Annotated in this window: 16 protein-coding genes; 10 read left to right on the top strand and 6 right to left on the bottom strand. The window is 70.6% G+C overall.

Features of this window, described 5'->3' with window-relative positions:
* Together mmsA and chvE are read right to left on the bottom strand one after the other, a co-directional pair.
* Positions 1 to 1,527 carry a multiple monosaccharide ABC transporter ATP-binding protein gene (mmsA, locus tag ABZ934_RS23100; RefSeq protein WP_361316482.1) on the bottom strand — a complete coding sequence of 509 codons (1,527 nt, stop codon included), beginning with the start codon at positions 1,525 to 1,527 and terminating at the stop codon, positions 1 to 3.
* Positions 1,528 to 1,694: 167 nt separating this feature from the next.
* A complete protein-coding gene (gene chvE, locus ABZ934_RS23095; RefSeq protein WP_361316290.1) occupies positions 1,695 to 2,783 on the bottom strand; it encodes a multiple monosaccharide ABC transporter substrate-binding protein in 1,089 nt (362 codons plus the stop codon).
* A gap of 345 nt (positions 2,784 to 3,128) precedes the next feature.
* Between chvE and ABZ934_RS23090 the strand changes: the two genes are divergently transcribed.
* On the top strand, positions 3,129 to 3,530 hold the full coding sequence (locus ABZ934_RS23090; RefSeq protein ID WP_361316287.1) for an SgcJ/EcaC family oxidoreductase: 402 nt from the start codon (positions 3,129 to 3,131) through the stop codon (positions 3,528 to 3,530).
* 194 nt (positions 3,531 to 3,724) lie between these two features.
* Positions 3,725 to 5,041 carry a hypothetical protein gene (locus tag ABZ934_RS23085; protein ID WP_361316284.1) on the top strand — a complete coding sequence of 439 codons (1,317 nt, stop codon included), beginning with the start codon at positions 3,725 to 3,727 and terminating at the stop codon, positions 5,039 to 5,041.
* Between the two features lie 63 nt (positions 5,042 to 5,104).
* Here ABZ934_RS23085 and ABZ934_RS23080 read toward each other — a convergent pair whose 3' ends face one another.
* Positions 5,105 to 7,057: a transglycosylase domain-containing protein gene (locus ABZ934_RS23080; RefSeq protein WP_361316480.1), complete on the bottom strand. Its 1,953-nt coding sequence runs from the start codon at positions 7,055 to 7,057 to the stop codon at positions 5,105 to 5,107.
* Positions 7,058 to 7,521: 464 nt separating this feature from the next.
* Between ABZ934_RS23080 and ABZ934_RS23075 the strand changes: the two genes are divergently transcribed.
* The 3 genes from ABZ934_RS23075 to ABZ934_RS23065 all read left to right on the top strand — a co-directional run bounded on the left by ABZ934_RS23075 (position 7,522) and on the right by ABZ934_RS23065 (position 11,111).
* The gene (locus tag ABZ934_RS23075) at positions 7,522 to 8,661 is read left to right on the top strand and encodes an amidase domain-containing protein (protein WP_361316282.1); all 1,140 of its coding nucleotides are present in this window, start codon (positions 7,522 to 7,524) and stop codon (positions 8,659 to 8,661) included.
* A 121-nt stretch (positions 8,662 to 8,782) separates the two neighbouring features.
* Entirely contained in the window at positions 8,783 to 9,781 is a 999-nt protein-coding gene (locus ABZ934_RS23070; RefSeq protein ID WP_361316279.1) for a glutathione S-transferase C-terminal domain-containing protein, read from the top strand.
* Positions 9,782 to 9,860: 79 nt separating this feature from the next.
* Positions 9,861 to 11,111 (top strand): MFS transporter, encoded by a 1,251-nt coding sequence (locus ABZ934_RS23065; RefSeq protein WP_361316277.1) that lies wholly within the window; start codon positions 9,861 to 9,863, stop codon positions 11,109 to 11,111.
* A gap of 71 nt (positions 11,112 to 11,182) precedes the next feature.
* Here the strand turns inward: ABZ934_RS23065 and ABZ934_RS23060 are convergent, their stop codons facing one another.
* Positions 11,183 to 11,440 carry a hypothetical protein gene (locus ABZ934_RS23060; RefSeq protein WP_361316275.1) on the bottom strand — a complete coding sequence of 86 codons (258 nt, stop codon included), beginning with the start codon at positions 11,438 to 11,440 and terminating at the stop codon, positions 11,183 to 11,185.
* Between the two features lie 427 nt (positions 11,441 to 11,867).
* Here ABZ934_RS23060 and ABZ934_RS23055 point away from each other — a divergent pair, with 427 nt between their 5' ends.
* From ABZ934_RS23055 to ABZ934_RS23035, 5 genes are all read left to right on the top strand, one after another.
* A complete protein-coding gene (locus tag ABZ934_RS23055; RefSeq protein WP_361316273.1) occupies positions 11,868 to 12,287 on the top strand; it encodes a subtilase-type protease inhibitor in 420 nt (139 codons plus the stop codon).
* Between the two features lie 138 nt (positions 12,288 to 12,425).
* Entirely contained in the window at positions 12,426 to 13,382 is a 957-nt protein-coding gene (locus ABZ934_RS23050; protein ID WP_361316271.1) for a helix-turn-helix domain-containing protein, read from the top strand.
* 134 nt (positions 13,383 to 13,516) lie between these two features.
* On the top strand, positions 13,517 to 14,515 hold the full coding sequence (gap, locus tag ABZ934_RS23045) for a type I glyceraldehyde-3-phosphate dehydrogenase (protein ID WP_361316268.1): 999 nt from the start codon (positions 13,517 to 13,519) through the stop codon (positions 14,513 to 14,515).
* A gap of 160 nt (positions 14,516 to 14,675) precedes the next feature.
* Complete coding sequence (locus ABZ934_RS23040; RefSeq protein ID WP_361316266.1) at positions 14,676 to 15,728, top strand: M36 family metallopeptidase; 1,053 nt, start codon at positions 14,676 to 14,678, stop codon at positions 15,726 to 15,728.
* Positions 15,729 to 15,847: 119 nt separating this feature from the next.
* Positions 15,848 to 16,429: a pyridoxamine 5'-phosphate oxidase family protein gene (locus ABZ934_RS23035; protein ID WP_361316263.1), complete on the top strand. Its 582-nt coding sequence runs from the start codon at positions 15,848 to 15,850 to the stop codon at positions 16,427 to 16,429.
* 64 nt (positions 16,430 to 16,493) lie between these two features.
* Here ABZ934_RS23035 and ABZ934_RS23030 read toward each other — a convergent pair whose 3' ends face one another.
* Both ABZ934_RS23030 and ABZ934_RS23025 read right to left on the bottom strand, forming a co-directional pair.
* On the bottom strand, positions 16,494 to 16,946 hold the full coding sequence (locus ABZ934_RS23030; RefSeq protein WP_361316260.1) for a hypothetical protein: 453 nt from the start codon (positions 16,944 to 16,946) through the stop codon (positions 16,494 to 16,496).
* 139 nt (positions 16,947 to 17,085) lie between these two features.
* Positions 17,086 to 17,520 carry a hypothetical protein gene (locus ABZ934_RS23025; protein ID WP_361316256.1) on the bottom strand — a complete coding sequence of 145 codons (435 nt, stop codon included), beginning with the start codon at positions 17,518 to 17,520 and terminating at the stop codon, positions 17,086 to 17,088.
* Positions 17,521 to 17,810: the final 290 nt, after the last annotated feature.

The following is a 17,810-nucleotide window of genomic DNA, read 5'->3' as shown; positions in this document are numbered from 1 at the left end:
TCACACCTGCTCGTCGTGGTTTGCCGCGCTCACTGTCATGAGGCGCATGAGGGTTTCCTGGGTCGCCTCCGAGCGGCTGACCTCACCGGTGACGCGCCCCTCCGCCATGGTGTAGACGCGGTCGCACAGGCCGATGAGCTCGGGCAGTTCGGAGGAGATGACCAGGACTGCCTTGCCCTGGTCGGCGAGGTCGGCGATGACCGCGTAGATCTCGGCCTTCGCTCCGACGTCGATGCCGCGGGTGGGCTCGTCGAGAATGAGAACCTCGGGCTCGGAGAAGATCCATTTGGCGAGGACGACCTTCTGTTGGTTGCCGCCGCTGAGCTTTCCGGTCTCCGCGAAGACCGAAGGCGCCTTGATGTTCATGGCGGTGCGGTACTTCTCCGCGACCTTGGTCTCCTGGTGCCGGTTCACCCAGCCCCGCCGGGAGACCTTGCCGAGGGCACTCAGGGAGATGTTGCGGCGGATGTCGTCCTTGAGGTTGAGCCCGAGGTGCTTGCGGTCCTCGGTGACGTAGGCGAGGCCGTGGCCGATCGCCTCCGGGACGGTGCGGGTACGGATCTCCTTGCCGTCCAGCAGCACACGCCCGCCGGTACGACGTCCGTAGGAGCGGCCGAAGACGCTCATGGCGAGTTCGGTACGGCCGGCTCCCATCAGACCGGCCATGCCGACGATCTCGCCGCGTCGGACGGTGATCGAGGCGCCGTCGACGACTTTGCGTTGGAGGTCGATCGGGTGCAGGACGGTCCAGTCCCGGATCTCCAGGGCGATGTCACCGATCCTCGGGGTGCGCTCGGGGTAGCGGTGTTCCAGGTCCCGGCCCACCATGGCGTGGATGATGCGGTCCTCGCAGACGCCGTCGGCGCCGACCGCGAGGGTCTCGACGGTGCGCCCGTCGCGCAGGACGGTGACGGAGTCGGCGACCCGGGCGATCTCGTTCAGCTTGTGCGAGATGAGGACGCAGGCGATGCCCTGGCCCTTCAGTTCGAGGACGAGGTCGAGCAGCTTGCGGCTGTCCTCGTCGTTCAGCGCGGCCGTCGGCTCGTCGAGGATGAGCAGCTTCACCTCCTTGGCGAGGGCCTTGGCGATCTCGACGAGCTGCTGCTTGCCGACGCCGATGTCCGCGATCCGGGTGTGCGGGTTCTCCGGCAGGCCGACGCGTTCGAGGAGCGCCTTGGCGTGGGTGAACGTGCGGCGCCGGTCGATGAACCCGCGGGAGGCGTGTTCGTTGCCGAGGAAGAGGTTCTCGGCGATGGAGAGGTGGGGGATCAGGGCGAGTTCCTGGTGGATGATCACGATGCCGCGCCGCTCGCTGGCCCGGATGTCGCCGAAGGCGCAGGGCTCGCCCTGGAAGAGGATCTGGCCCTCGAAGGTGCCGTGCGGGTGGACGCCGCTGAGCACCTTCATGAGGGTGGACTTGCCCGCGCCGTTCTCGCCGCAGACGGCGTGGACCTCGCCGGGGGCAACACTCAGGTTGACGTCGGTGAGCGCCTTCACGCCGGGGAAGGACTTGCTGATGGCGCGCATTTCGAGGACGGGTCCGGGCGGGGTGGTGGGTCCGGGCGTTGCTGCGGGTCCGGGCGGGGCGGTGGGTCCGGCCATGGTGGTGGTCCGTTCGACTGGGGTGATGCGGTCGGCCCGTCCGTCGGCGCCGCACGACCCGGCTCTTCGGCCCTGGGGGGGCCGGGTGGTGGCTACTTGAGCTGGTCCGCGGAGTACTGACCGGAATCGACCAGCACCTTGCGGTAGTTGTCCTTGTCGACGCTGACCGGCTGGAGCAAGTAGGCGGGCACCACCTTGACGCCGTTGTCGTACTGCTTGGTGTCGTTCACCTCGGGCTTGCCGCCGGTGAGCAGGGCGTCGCCCATCCGGACGGCCACCTCGGCCAGTTCCCGGGTGTCCTTGTAGACCGTCTCGGTCTGTTCGCCCGCGATGATCGACTTCACGGAGGCGAGTTCGGCGTCCTGGCCGGTGACGATGGGCAGGGGCCTGCCGGCGCCGCCGTAGCCGACGCTCTTGAGGGAGGAGACGATGCCGATGGAGATGCCGTCGTAGGGCGACAGCACGGCGTCCACGGTGGCCGACGTGTACGCCTTGCTGAGCAGGTTGTCCATCCGGGACTGGGCGACGCCGCCGTCCCAGCGCAGCGTGGCCACCTGGTTGAACTCGCTCTGGCCGCTCTTGACGACGAGTTCGCCGCCCTCGATGTACGGCTTGAGGACGCTCATCGCGCCCTGGTAGAAGAAGGACGCGTTGTTGTCGTCCGGCGACCCGGCGAACAGCTCGACGTTGAACGGTCCCTTGCCGTCCTTCAGTCCCAACCGGTCGGCAATGTAGCTGCCCTGGAGCACGCCGACCTTGTAGTTGTCGAAGGTCGCGTAGTAGTCGACGTTGCCGGTACCGCGGATCAGGCGGTCGTAGGAGATGACCTTCACCTTGGCGTCGGCGGCCCGCTGGAGCACGTCGCTGAGGGAGGAGCCGTCGATGGGGGCCACGACCAGCAGCTTCGCACCCTTGGTGATCATGTTCTCGATCTGGGCGACCTGGTTCTCGACGACGTTGTCCCCGTACTGGAGGTCCGTCTTGTAGCCCTTGGCCTGGAAGTGCTTGACCATGTTGTCGCCGTCCGCGATCCAACGCTCCGAGGACTTGGTGGGCATCGCGATGCCGACGAGACCGCCCTTGGCGTCGCCGCCGGCGGCGTCCTCGCCGACGCCGTTCGCGCTCTGGCCGCAGCTCGCCAGGGTCAGGGTGAGAGCCGCCGCGACGAGGCCGATCGACATTCTTCGCACGTTTCCTCCAGTGGTACGCCGTGTTCGGCGTGGCGAGGGGGTGAGATGGGGCCCGGCCCGGTGGACGTCGGGGAGGCGCGCGGGCGGCGGGGGGCGGAACCGGCAGCGGGGCGCGCCGTGAGCCCGGTTTCACCGCTGCTCCCGCCTGCCGTTTCAGCAGTGTTAACGCTAACAACAGCCTCGTCAAGGGTCCCCTCCATCACCGTTGCGTCTCGCCGTTCGTCCTGTCCGGACGCAGCGGGCGGCCTGCCGCCCGGACGCTCCACCCCGGTCCTGCCCGGAACAGGCGCGTCGGCTCCTGCCGGCCTTGACCTCAAGTCGACTCGAGGTTCGACAATGATCCACATGAGCACCGAAACCGCGGACATCGAGGCCATCGCACAAGTCGTGGCCACCGTCGAGCGCACCCAGCGCTCCAAGGACGTGGAGGGTTTCCTCGCGCTGTTCCATCCCGATGCCCTCTGGACGACCGCGCACGGCAAGGTACTCATCGGCTTCGACGCGATAGCCGAGTTCACCCGCGCCGTGCTGCCCGCCGCGAGCTGGGACGGCGAGGTCACCTACGAGGCGGTGCACACCCGGTTCCTTCGGCCCGACGTGGCGGCCGTGAAGGTCCGCCAGGTCTACCGCTCGGCGGAAGGGGATACGGAGGGCGCTCCGCTCTACGTCATGACCAAGCAGGACGACGGGCGGTGGCTGCTGCACGCCTGCCAGAACACGCAGGTACACGCCGGATAACCCGGTGCCCGGGCACCGGCACCCACGGCTCCCCCTCTTCCCCGGCCGCCGGCCGGAACGGCGGGGAGCTGTGGGTCGGCTGTGAAGCGACGCAAGAGAAGGACACTGGGTGCGGGAGGAGTGCCGACAAGTTCTATATTCGTATGAACCATCCACACGCGGCCCTGCTGCGGTGAGCAGGGGGGACGAAAGCCATGGCCGACACCGACGCCACTGCCCACACCCGGACGGAGTCCCGGACCAGCCGCAAAGTACGCAGGAAGGCACAAATCCGTAAACGCCTGGGCATAGGCGGGGCCGTGATCGCCCTCGGCGGGGCCGCCGCCACCGCGTACGCCTTCGCCACGGGCTCGGAGTCCGTCAAGAGCGACGCCAAGCTCACCGCACCCGGCGCCGCGGCCAACGGGGCCGCCGCCGTGAAGGGCCCGGAGCAGGACTGGGACGGCAAGGTCAAGGTCCTGGGGGACGGCTCCACCTCCTACACCGGGCCGCAGCCGGGGCAGCTCAAGCCCGAGCGGCTGGGGCCCGGCGAGAAGCCGCCGCAGTTCGTGGTGTTCTCCTGGGACGGCGCCCTGGAGGGCGACGACCACCTCTTCTCGCATTTCCGCCAGGTGGCCAAGGCGAACAACGCCCACATGACCTTCTTCCTCACCGGCATCTACCTGCTGCCGGAGGACAAGAAGACGCTCTACCACCCGCCCCAGCACAACCCGGGCGCCGCCGCCATCTCCTATCCGACCGTCCCGCACGTGAAGTCCACCCTCGCCCAATTGCGCGGCGCCTGGGGCGACGGCGACGAGATCGGGTCGCACTTCAACGGCCACTTCTGCGGACCCAAGGGTGGTGGGGACTGGAGCCCCGACGAGTGGAAGAGCGAGATCGACCAGACGTACTCCTTCGTGAAGAACTGGAAGACCAATACCGGTTTCACCAAGGAGGCGCCCCTGCCCTTCGACCCGGACCGCGAGATGGTCGGCGGTCGCGCGCCCTGTCTGGAGGGGCAGAAGAACCTCCTGACCGCGATCAAGCCCTACGGCTGGCGGTACGACGCGAGTTCCTCGGGGGACTTCCAGCTGTGGCCGTCCAAGCTGAACGGGATGTGGAACTTCCCACTCCAGCTCGTGCCGCTCCAGGGCAAGGACGTGCAGGTCCTGTCGATGGACTTCAACTTCCTCTACAACCAGTCGGGCGACAGCACCCAGGGCGATCCGGCGAAGTTCGCGGCGTGGGAGGCGCAGACCCGCGGCTCGTACCTGGACGGCTTCAACCGCGTCTACAACGGCAGCCGGGCCCCGATGTTCATCGGGAACCACTTCGAGGACTGGAACGGCGGCATCTACATGAAGGCCGTCGAGGACGTGATGAAGGACGTCTGCCCGCGCCAGGATGTGCGCTGCGTCTCGTTCAAGGAGCTGTCGGACTGGCTCGACGCCCAGGACCCGAAGGTCCTGGCCCAGCTTCGGCTCCTCGACCCGGCGCAGGCGCCGGACTGGACGACGCTGATCAAGTAGTCGGCCCGGCGGTCGCCGGGCCCGGTGCGGCCGGCGGCCGGGCGGCCGGCGCGTGGCCCCCGCCTACTTCACGGCCTTGGTGTAGTCGGCCCACAGGCGCAGCGCCCGGTCGCTGCCCGGCGTGTTCTGGGGATCACCGCCCAGGCCCGTCAGCGGCAGCGGGATCAGGTCGGTCAGCGACATCCGGTAGACCACCACCGCCGTGGACTCGCGCTCGGTGCTGCCCACGAACCAGCCGGCCGTGTTCGCGGCGGTCGTTCCCGTCTTGGCCGCCGTGCCCGGACGCACCTTGGCCGCCGCCTTCGCCGATCCCTCGGTTACCGCGGACCGCAGGGCGTCCGTCACCGCGCGGGCGGTCTCCGGCTTCAGGGCCCGGACCGGCTTCGGAGCGTCGAGCGATACCGCGGCGCCGTTGCGGCTGACCGAGCGCACCGAGTACGGGTCCGTGTGCATCCCGCCCGCGGCGAAGGTCTCGTAGGCGCCGGCCATGCGGATCGCGCTGGGGGTCGAGTTCTCTCCGAGCGAGAAGGTGGGTATCCGCGGTCCGAGGCTCGATCCGAGCAGGCCGGAACGCTCGGCGAACGAGTCCACCCGGTCGAGGCCCACGTCGAGGCCGAGCTGCACCATCGGGGTGTTGACGGAGTCGGCGACGGCTTGGCGCAAGGTCACCTGACCCCAGTTGCGCCCCCCGTCGTTGTGCCCCTTCACCACCTTGCCGCTGCGGTCCCAGTACGGGCCCTCGGGGGTCCGCACGGTCACCTGGTCGTTGCCGTCGTACGGGGTGGAGGGGGAGACCGGCGTACGGGCCGTGCCGCGCGTGCGCTGCACCCCTTCCTCCAGCGCGGCGGCGTAGACGAACGGTGTGAACGCCGTACCGGCCGGGATCGTCGTCGCGTTCGACTCGTTGAACCCCTGCTTGAGGTAGTCGGGGCCGCCGTACACGGCGAGCAGCCGCCCGTCCGGGGCGACGCTCGCCGCGCCGATCTTGGCGTGCTTGTCGGTGTCGGGGCGCCGTTCGGCGTCGAAGCCCTTCTGCGCCTCCTGGACGGCGGCTGTGAGGGCCGTCATGCGGTTCTTGTCGAAGGTCGTGTAGATCTGGTAGCCGCCGAGGTCGAACTCGGCGTCCGGGATGTGACCGGTCTTGATCGCGTACGCCTTGGCCAGTTCGACCAGGTACCCGGTCTGCGCCCCGGGGGTGCCGGGCAGGGACGCGCCCGTGGGCTCGGGGAACTTCGTGTAGCCGGCGCGCTCCGCGCGGGTGAGCTGTCCGGTGTCCACCATGCGGTCCAGGATCCAGGACCACCGCTCGACGGCCCGCGCGTGGTTCTCCTTGCCGAGCGCGGGGTCGTACAGCCCGGCGCCCTTGAGGAGGGAGGCGAGGAAGGCGCCCTCGCTCGGGTTGAGCTGGGAGACGTCCTTCCCGTAGTACGCCTGGGACGCGCGCTGGATGCCGTACGTGCCGCGCCCGAACCAGCTGGTGTTGAGGTAGTCCTGCAGGATCTGCTTCTTGCCCGTCTGGTTGTCCAGCTTCAGGGCGAGCAGGATCTCGGTGAACTTCCGGGACAGGGTGCGGTCCTGGTTGAGGTAGGCGTTCTTCACGTACTGCTGCGTGATGGTGGACCCGCCCTGGGTCTCGCCTCCCGTCACGGCGGCGCGCAGCGCGCGCAGGACGCCGGACGGCGAGACCCCGGGGTCCGAGTAGAAGCTCGCGTTCTCGGCCGCGAGCACGGCTCCCTGGACCTTGGGCGGGACCTTGTCCAGGGGCATCTCCTGCCGGCTGACCCAGCCGGTGCGGGCCATCGTGGAACCGTCCGCCCAGTAGTACACGTTGTCCTGTTGACGGGCGAATGAGTTGAGGTCGTCGGGTATGTCCGTGGTGGCGTACGCGAGCGCGACGAAGCCGGTAAGGGCTATGAACGTATACAGGCAGGCACCGAGCCATTGGCGCCAGGAGGGCGCCCACCGGCGCCAGCCGACGCGGCCGGGCCTCGGGTAGTCGGGCCGCAGGCGTCGCAGTGCCGTACGCGCCGCGGCGGCGGCCGGGGCGAGGGCGCCGAGCCGGCCGGCGCCGGCCCGTGCGAGATCGCCCAGCCGCCCGGACCGCGCGCGGGGGCGCCGCCGCGCCCCGGAACTGCCCCGGCGGCCCGGCGGCGTTCCGCCCGCGCCCTCCGCGGCCTCGCGCCCGCCCCGCGATCGCCCTCTTGCGGCCGAATCCTGCCCGCCCACTCCGAATGCCCCCTGTGCCGTGCTTTCCCGCCCACCCTAGATGCACTTGCTGTGAGAGCGGCAGGCGGTGTCCGCATCCCGTCGCGAGCCCCCGGGTGCTCCGGTCCCGGTGCGAAGCGGAGGCAGGGCCGCCGGGCGGCCGCGCGACCGCGCCCCGGGACGGCCGACAAAGCGGAACGCGGCGAAAGAGCCATCCAGTTGTGCGAAGATGCCGTCCCCCGGTTCGTGCGTACCGGGTGACAAGGGGAAACACAGTGATACCTAAGAGGTTCAGGCCCGCCGCCATCGCGGCCCTGACCGTGGCCCTGGCGTCCGGCAGCATGCTCGCCTACTCGGCGAACGCGGGCACCGGCCCCCAGGCGGCCGACCGCGCCACCGCCGACACCTTCGCCCGCATAGCCGACGACGTGCTCTCCCAGCGCAACCAGGCCCTGGTCGAGGATCAGCCGGGACACCACAATTCCCGTCAGACCTCCCCGAAGACCCGGCTGTCGCCGCAGCTGAAGAAGGACGAGGACGCGACGATCTCGTCGTTGCGGTCCCGCAAGTCCCGGCTCGCGGAGCTCGGCGAGGCGTACACGGGCGCGAGCAGCACCGTCCATGTCGACCAGGCCACGGTCACCGGCGGTAAGGCGACCGTCCAGGTCACGGAGCAGACCACGCTGGTCTACAAGAAGCTGCGCGGCGACGAGCCGCCGTCCACCGACTTCCGGACGCGCTACGAGCTCACCCTCACCAGCAAGCGGGGCGGCGCCTGGGAAGTGAGCTCGATCAAGTCCCAGGACAGCGGACCCGTCGCGATCAACGTGCCCGTCGCGGCCGAGGCGAAGGTCGCCAAGGACGACGGCAACCAGTACCCGGACGGCACGCCCGCGTCCACCAAGTACCCCGCCACGGCCAAGCCCAAGGCGAAGACGGGCGGCGCCTACGACTACGCCGCCATGGCCCGGTACGCGGAGACCTACTGGAGCAACTACAACCCGGCGTACCGCAAGTTCACGGGCGCCGGGGGCGACTGCACCAACTTCATCAGCCAGGCGCTGAAGGCGGGCGGCTGGAAGGCCGTTCCCGGCTCCGCGTCGGACTACCGCAACTGGTGGTACGACGGCGCCCACCAGTCCGACTCCTTCGTCGGCGCCAACGAGTGGGCGTGGTTCACGCTGTCCAACCAGCGGGCCGCCAACCTGGCCGACGTCTACCAGGCGGACGTCGGCGACATCGTGCAGATGGACTTCAACAGGGACGGGTCCAAGGACCACTCCATGATGGTGACGTACCGCAGCGGCGCCGGAATGCCGTACCTCACCTACCACTCCACCAATACGTACCGGAAGTCGCTCGCGAGCATCATCGCGTCCTACCCGAACGCGATCTACTACGCGTACCGCACCTGACGGGCGCCCTCCGGTCCTCCTGCCGCGCGACCGCGTGGCAGGAGGACCGGTCGCCGGAGTCCGACTGGAGCGACGATCCATCCGGGGTGTCCGTGATCGCGGCCCCGGGTAGAGCCCCGGGATGAGCTCTGTAAACCCCGCCAAGGGGTACTCCCGCGACAGCCGCTACATCACCACCCGGATCACCGCCGACGGACGCGACGGATTCCCGGTGGAGCCCGGTCGTTACCGTCTCGTGGTCAGCCGCGCCTGCCCCTGGGCGCACCGCGCGATCATTGTTCGGCGGCTCCTGGGACTGGAGAAGGCCCTGCCCATGGCCGTCGCCGGGCCGACGCACGACAAGCGCAGTTGGACCTTCGACCTCGACCCGGGGGGCCGCGACCCGGTACTGGGCATCGAGCGGCTCCAGGAGGCGTACTTCGCCCGTGATCCCGAATACGACCGGGGCATCACCGTGCCCGCGATCGTGGACGTGACGAGCGGCGAGGTGGTCACCAACGACTACGACCGGATGACCATCGACATGTCGCTGGAGTGGGCGGCGTACCACCGTGCCGGGGCGCCGGCGCTGTACCCGGCAGCGCTGCGGCCGGAGATCGACGCGATCAACGAAGAGGTCTACACGGACGTGAACAACGGTGTCTACCGGGTCGGGTTCGCCGGGTCGCAGGAGGCGCACATCACGGCGTACGAGCGTCTCTTCGCCCGCCTCGACCGGCTCTCCGAGCGGCTGGAGCGCTCCCGCTACCTCGTCGGCGAGACGATCACCGAAGCGGACGTGCGGCTGTTCACCACGCTCGTGCGCTTCGACGCCGTCTATCACGGCCACTTCAAGTGCAACCGGCAGAAGCTCTCGGAGATGCCGGTGCTGTGGGCGTACGCCCGTGACCTGTTCCAGACCCCCGGCTTCGGGGACACGGTCGACTTCGACCACATCAAGAAGCATTTCTACGTCGTCCACAGCCACATCAACCCGTCCGGGATCGTTCCCGTCGGCCCCGACCCGTCGGGCTGGTTCGCCCCGCACGACCGGGCGGAATTGGGCGGCCGCCCGTTCGGGGACGGTACGCCGCCGGAGCCCGTCACCCTGGCCGAGGCCGTCCCGCCCCACCACCCGTGACCGGCGGGTAGGCTGCTCGCTCTGATCGCACCGGTCGACTTCCGGTCGTCCGGTGTGCGGGAGCGGGGGTGTAGCGATCATGATGGGCAGGCGGTCGCTGGGGCGGCGGTTCCGGTGGCTGTGGGCGGCGTACGCGGTCAGCACGGCCGGCACGTGGCTGGCGTTCGACGCCTTCCCCTTGATCGCGATCCGCGTGCTGCACTCGGGGACGACCGAGGTGTCGCTGTTGGCGGCCGCGGGCCTGGCGGTCGCCGCGGTGGTCGCGGTGCCGCTCGGCCCGTGGGTGGAGTTCCGCCGCAAGCGGCCGGTGATGGTGGCGATGGACCTGCTCCGGTTCACGGCGCTGTTGAGCGTGCCCGCGGCGTTCGCGCTCGGCCGGCTCGGCTTCGCCCAGCTCGTCGTCGTGTCGGTCGTCGTCGGGGCGGCCGACATCGCCTTCACCTCGGCCGCTGGCGCGTGCCTGAAGGCGCTGGTGCGCCCGGAGGACCGGCTCGTCGCGAACGGGCGGTTCGAGTCGACGACGTGGACCGCCACCGTGCTCGGGCCGCCGCTCGGCGGAGCCGCCATCGGCCTGTTCGGTCCCGTGATGACCGTCGTGGCGAACGCGGTGAGCTACCTGCTGTCGGCGGTGGCGATCCGCGCGATCGGCGGGAAGGAGCCGCGGCCCGCGCGCACCGGGGCACCGACACGGTTGCGCGCGGGCGACTTGCTCGACGGGTGGCGCCACATCCTGGCCGACTCCGCCCTACGACCGCTGTTCTTCAACACGGTCCTGGTGAGCGGCCTGATCATGGCGACCATGCCGTCGCTGGCCGTCTTGATGCTTGGGCCCCTCGGGTTCTCACCGTGGCAGTACGGCCTCGCGTTCGCCGTGCCCTGTCTCGGCGGCCTGCTCGGCTCCCGGCTGGCCTCCCCGCTCGTCGAACGGTTCGGGCGGCACCGGGTCATGCTCACCGCCGGAGCGCTGCGGGCGTGTTGGTCGCTCGGGCCGGCCTTCATCGGGCCCGGCACGGGCGGGCTCGTACTCGTCATGGCAGTCGAGTTCGGGCTGATCACCTGCATGGGTGTGTTCAACCCGGTGTTCGCCACCTACCGGCTCGACCGGACGCCTACGGACCGGGTCGCGCGCACCCTGTCCGCGTGGTCGATCACCAGCAAACTCACCGTCGCCGCGCTGACCGCCCTGTGGGGCCTGCTGGCCGCCGTCACCGGGCCCCGCACCGCGATCGCGATCGCCGGCCTCCTCCTCATGACGACCCCGCTCCTGCTCCCCCGGCGCGAGCGCACGTCCCGGCACGAGCCCGAACCGGCCCCCAGCCACAGCGCGTGACGCGCTCCACGGTCCCCGGCCGTCCGCTACCGGCGCGCAGCCTGCAGTCGACCGTGAGCCGGAGGGCGCTGTCAACCGGAGACGATCGCCCGCTCCAGCAGTCCCTGGAGGACGCGTTGCTCGTGCGGGGTGAGGCCGGCCAGCAGGCCGTTCTCGGAGAGGAGCGCGAGGAGGCGTTCGCGCAGCGCGGTGCCCTCGCCCGTGAGGACGAGGCGCTTGGCCCGGCGGTCGGTGGGGTGCGGGGCGGTGAGGCCGAGGGAGGCGGCGCGCCCCGGCGCCCGGCCGGTCCCGCCGCCCCCGCACGGAGCGCATGCAGGGCACCCGCCCACGCCGGACGGCACGTGACAGGCGCCGGGCGCACATGACGGCACAGGACAGGCGCTGAGCCCGCGCTACGACTTCGGCGAGGGACAGCCGAGCCAGGGGAACGGCGGTCCGCCCGCGGCCGTGACACCGACGCGATCCGGTCAGCCTGGATGGACGTTCGATGAACCCGGCACGGCCGACAGCAGGTCAGCGCGCCGCCGTTCGGCCGTTATGGCCGTTGTCACCCTGCGTCCGCGCGTGATCGCAGAGGGCACATCCGCCCCCTGAGCTGCCTGAACGACCGTTCGGTCGCCGATAATCGAACGAGATGTCTGTAAATCGGTCATCAATGTGCGCGCACCCTTCACACCCGACAGACTCGGCAGCGTCCAGTCGAAAGAACGCAGCCAACCGCTGCGTCTTACCTTAGAATTGAAAGAGAGTCACCTCGTGCGTTACCGCATCGCTGCCGTCTCCGCCGCCGCCCTCCTGACCCTGGCAGGCGCCACCGGCATCGCGGAGGCCAAGCCGGACAGCCTGTACGCCCCGTCCGCCGTGGTCCTCACCCTCGGTCAGGGCGAGAACGGCGCCACCGTCGTACGGGCGTCCACCCTCAGCTGCGCCCCGACCGCCCAGGGAACGCACCCCGACCCCAAGGCCGCCTGTACCGCCCTCGCCGCCACCGCCGGCTCCCTCGACACGCTCCTGGCCGCCCCGGACTCGACCCGTGTCTGTCCGATGATCTACGACCCCGTCACCGTCACCGCGGACGGGGTGTGGCAGGGCCGCCGCGTCTCCTGGAAGCACACCTTCTCCAACAGCTGCGTGATGTCCGCGACCTTCAACGGAAACGCGCTCTTCGCCTTCTGACGCCCCGTTCGGGCCTCCGCCCTCCCCCTCGCCCCGCCCCCGCCCCTCCCCGGGCGGGGGCGGACGTGCGCCCAGGGCGAAGGAGGCCCACGGGATGGTGGGCGGCCCGCCCGCCGACCCCCCGCGTACCCTCGGTGTGTGTCAGCCTCCCGCCTCCACCGCGTCGCCGTCCTCGTCCTCGAAGGGGCGAAACCCCTCGATGTGGGCATTCCCGCGCAGGTCTTCTCGACCCGGGCGAGCATGCCGTACGAGGTGCGGGTGTGCGGCGCGGCGCCCGGGCTCCTCACGGGCGGCGACGGCCTGTCCTACTCCGTCTCCCACGGGCTGGACGCGCTGGAGTGGGCGGACATCGTCTTCGTCCCCGGATACCGGTTCCCGGACCGCGACGACCCTCCACCGGCGGTGATCGACGCGCTGATCGCCGCACACGCCCGTGGCGCGCGCCTCGCCGCCATTTCCACGGGCGCGTTCGCGCTGGCCGCGACGGGACTGCTCGACGGCAAGCGCGCCACTACCCACTGGCACTACGCGCGTGCGCTCGTGGCGAAGCATCCGCGGGTCCTGCTCGACGAGAACGTGCTGTTCGTCGACGAAGGCAGTGTGCTGACCTCGGCCGGGGCCGCCTCCGGGATCGACCTGTGCCTGCACGTCCTGCGCCGCGACCTCGGGGTGGCCGCGTCCAACCACGCGGCCCGGCGCCTGGTCGCGGCTCCGTACCGCAGCGGCGGCCAGGCGCAGTACGTGCCGCGCAGTGTGCCGGAGCCGCTCGGGGAGCGGTTCGCCGCCACCCGCGAGTGGGCGCTGCACCGTCTCGGCGAGCCCCTCACCCTGGAGGCGCTCGCCGAGCACGCCGCGGTGTCGCCCCGTACGTTCTCGCGGCGCTTCGCCGAGGACACCGGGTACACGCCGATGCAGTGGGTGATGCGCGCTCGGCTCGACGTGGCCCGTGAGCTTCTCGAACGTTCGCAGCGGAGCGTCGAGCAGATCGCCGCCGACGTCGGGCTGGGCACAGGGGCGAACCTGCGGTTGCACTTCCGGCGCATCCTCGGCACCACCCCGAGCGAGTACCGGCGCACCTTCACCCGGGACGGATAGCCCCTCGCCACGTCGACCTGGTCCTCGGTGAGATCCTTTTGGCGGGATCCTTTCGCACCGTGGCAATCACGCCGCTGTCCGCGGCAGGCGCACCGGAGCGAACCTGGTGGCGAACAGAGAAGGGGACACCGCTCATGACTCGTATCGCCATCAACGGTTTCGGCCGCATCGGACGCAATGTGCTGCGCGCGCTGCTCGAACGGGACAGCGACCTGGAGGTCGTGGCCGTCAACGACCTCACGGAACCCGCGACCCTCGCCCGGTTGCTCGCGTACGACACCACGTCCGGACGGCTCGGCCGCCCCGTGAGCGTCGACGGGAACGTCCTGGTCGTCGACGGCCGGCGCGTCACGGTGCTCGCCGAGCGGGAGCCGGAGCAGTTGCCGTGGGCCGAGCTGGGTGTCGACATCGTGCTGGAGGCGACCGGCCGCTTCACCTCGGCCGAGGCGGCCCGCGCCCACCTCAAGGCGGGGGCGAGGAAGGTCCTCGTCAGCGCGCCGTCGGACGGCGCCGACGTCACGCTCGCGTACGGGGTCAACAACGACGCGTACGACCCGGCCCTGCACACGATCGTCTCGAACGCCTCGTGCACGACCAACGCCCTCGCGCCGCTGGCCGCCGTACTCGACGAACTCGCGGGCATCGAGCACGGATTCATGACGACGGTGCACGCCTACACGCAGGAGCAGAACCTGCAGGACGGTCCGCACCGCGATCCTCGCCGCGCCCGCGCCGCCGCAGTCAACATCGTGCCGACCACGACGGGCGCCGCCAAGGCGATCGGGCTGGTGCTGCCCAACCTCGACGGCAAGCTGTCGGGCGACTCCATCCGGGTGCCGGTTCCGGTCGGCTCGATCGTCGAACTCAACACCACCGTCGCCCGCGACGTGACGCGCGAGGACGTCCTCGCCGCGTACCGCGCCGCCGCGCAGGGGCCGCTGGCCGGCGTACTGGAGTACTCGGACGACCCGCTCGTCTCCTCTGACATCACGGGCAATCCCGCCTCGTCGATCTTCGACTCGGCCCTCACGCGGGTGGACGGCCGTCACGTCAAGGTCGTCGCCTGGTACGACAACGAGTGGGGCTTCTCGAACCGGGTGATCGACACGCTCACCCTGCTCGCCACGCGCTGACCGCGGCCCGCCATCGGCCCCCGACCCCCGCCGACCGGCCGGGGCGGGGGCCCTTCGGCATGCCCCCGGGGCGGGTACGGTCGAACCCCTGGCCAAAGGGCGTCGGTGTGCGCGAGGATCACGGCCGCACACCCAACCACCCCACCACGGGAGGACGTCCATGGGCCGCCGCACATCCCGCGGCCTGATCGCCGCGGCCACCACCACCGCGGCCGTTTTCGCCCTGGCCGGCCCGGTTTCGGCTCTGCCGTCGGGCGGGACCTCCGAGCCGTCCGCGCCCCAGGCCCGCGTCTTCATGGTCAACCCGGTGCAGTCCTCGGGCGACCAGACGCTGACCGACGGCAAGGACGCCGCCGACGCCGTGCCCGCCTCGGCGTACACCACGGCTTCGCTGCGCAACCTCGACCCCGGCGGCGCGCTGTCGGGCCGTTGGGCGTACGTCCGTTCCGACACCGGCAGCTCCGCGAAGACCTCGGAGGCGGCCGGCTACACCCGAGCCGACGACCAGTTCGAGCAGGTCATGGCCTACTTCTGGGTGAACGAGGCACAGGAGTACCTCCAGGGTCTCGGCTTCGGGAGCGAGCTGCCGGGCGCCGACGACCGTGCGCAGCCGGTCCGGATCAACCAGTACGGGGCCGACAACTCCTTCTTCTCCGACAAGAAGGCCGAGATCCGCTTCGGCAAGGGCGGGGTGGACGACGCCGAGGACGCCGAGGTGATCGTCCACGAGTACGGCCACGCCGTACACAACGCGCAGGTTCCCGGATTCGGCACCTCGCCGGAGGCCGGCGCGATCGGTGAGGCGTTCGGCGACTACCTCGCGGTCGAGGTCGGTGCGCACGCCGACGAGGTCTACGGGTGGTCGCGCAAGACGGACCTGGCATGTGTCGCCGACTGGGACTCGACGGGGTACACCACCGCTCCGCACTGCCTGCGGCGCGTGGACGGCGACAAGGTGTACGCGGACCGGGTCGGGGAGGTGCACGCGGACGGTGAGATCTGGTCGCGGGCGCTCTTCGACATCCGCGGGGCGTTGGGAGCCCGGACCGCGGACCGGATCATCGTGAACGCGCAGTTCGGCTTCCGCCCCGACACGAGCTTCCAGGACGCGGCGTTGACGACGATCGCGACGGCACAGCGCATGTACGGCAAGAGCGCCGCGGACGCCGTCCGTTCGGCGTTCCGGGACCGACGTATTCCCGGGGTCGGGTGACCGGCGCCCACGCCCTCGCGCGGGGCGCTCTCCTGCGCGGGCGGTGAACGGGCAGCCGTCGATGCGTGTGCCCAGGGGGCGACCTGGGCCGACCGACCGCTCTGGTGGATAGTCGGGTCATGGGAAAACTCTACGAACGCATCGACGGCCGCCTGCGCACCTTCATCGAGGAGCAGCCGATCTTCTTCACCGCCACCGCCCCGCTCTCCGGTGACGGCCATGTCAACCTCTCCCCCAAGGGCCGGGCGGGGACCCTCGCCGTCATCGACGAACAGACCCTGGCCTACCTGGACTTCGGTGGGAGTGGTGCCGAGACCATCGCCCACGTTCGCGAGAACGGTCGCATCACACTCATGTGGTGTGCGTTCAGCGGACCGCCGAACATCGTGCGCATCCACGGCGAGGGCGAGGCCGTCTTCCGTGACGACCCGCGCTGGGCGGAGCTGATCGGCCTGTTCGGGGACGCCGACGGTCCCTCGGCGCGGGCGATCATCGTGGTTCGTGCCCGGCGCATCGCCGATGTCTGTGGCTATGCCGTCCCGTTGATGGAGTACCAGGGGGAACGGACGCTGCACGCCGAGTACTTCGGCCGCAAGACCGACGAGGAGTTCGCCGCGTACTGCGAGAAGAAGGACTTCATCGAGACGAGCCTGGACGGGCTGCCGGCGCTGCCGCTGCCGTTGCCCGCGCGTACGGTCTGACACGCCTCCGCGTCGGGGACCGTCCGCATCAGGCGGGCCGTCCCCGACGCGCTGCGCGCCGGTCTCAGACGGCGGGCGAGCGGTGGTCGCCCGTGTTGGACAGGGCCCAGATCACGAAGACGCCGATGGCGATCGAAACGATCGCCCAGACCGGTGTGTAGGGCAGCCACATGAAGTTGAGGATGATGCTGCACCCGGCGAGCATAACACCCGCGACCCGCGCCCAGACCGCCCTCTTGAGCAGTCCGACGCCGACCACGACGAGCACGATGCCCAGGACGAGGTGGATCCAGCCCCAGGCGGTCAGGTTGAACTTGAAGACGTAGTGGCCGAGGCGGGCGTAGACGTCGTCCTTCGCGATGCCGGCGATGCCCTTGATGATGGCCTGGATGCCGTCCACGAGGAGGAGGACGCCTGCGAACATGGTGCCGCCCGCCGCCCAGGCTCCACGGGTCGTGTGGGCCTCGTGGCCGCGGGGCGCGCGTGCGGTGGACTCGGGGGTCGAAGGCTGTGCCACGACAAGCTCCTTCATCGGGCGGTGCGCCGGAACGTGGCGCGGTCCCAGCATCCGGCGAAGTCGTGGCCCGGGCATCCGGGCGCGTCCATTCGGGTGACGTCCTTGACGTGCGACCACCCGGCCGCCCGGGGCGTGGCGGTCAGGACGACGGGCCGTGCGCCGCCTCCTCCACCGCTCGCAGGACGAGCCGGAGCTCCGCTTCGTCGAGTGCTTCGACGACCTGCCGGAGCTGGACGGCGCAGCCGCCGACGAGGGAGGCGGCGACCTCCAGCACCACGACCTGACTCCTGGTGGCCCGGTGGGACCACCCCAGGGTGAGCATGAGGCGGCCGAGCGCGTCCCAGTCGACCGCCCGGTGCGCGCCGGACCGTTTGATCATCGGCCGGTCGGCGGCGGTTTCCAGTGAGCGGTCCTCCATGAGGCGCCGCAGCCAGGAACCGTCGTCGTACGCGCCCAGCAGCCGGGTCGCGGCCCGGGCCCCTCGGTCGTCCGATTCCCGCAGCAAACTTTCCGCGAGTTCCGGACCGGTCATGCTCTCGGCCGCCACCGGCTCCTCCGATACTTCCGGGGTCAAGGGCCGGGACCAGCCCGGGTGCCACTCTCCCGTGACGCGGCCCCGGTCCGGCGGCGTCCACGCCGTGGCGCCGTAACCAGGGCGCAGGTCCGCCCGTGCGGCCGAGCCCGCCCGAGGCCGCGGTGGGCGGGATTGCCCCGTTCGGGGGACCCGACCGCGTACCGCGGAGCCGTCGAACAACCAGAGTGGGACGTTTCTGCAACGGATCCACCGCCCACCGCGCGGCGACGCGGGCAGAGCCGTATGGGGATCATGGGACGCATGGCGTTCATGGAGGACCTCGGCTTCGG

Origin of the sequence: Streptomyces sp. NPDC046557, assembly GCF_040645975.1 — a bacterium.
Taxonomy (GTDB): Bacteria; Actinomycetota; Actinomycetes; order Streptomycetales; family Streptomycetaceae; genus Streptomyces.
The sequence above is the reverse complement of the archived record's forward strand: the minus strand, read 5'-3'. Positions and strand labels throughout refer to the sequence as shown.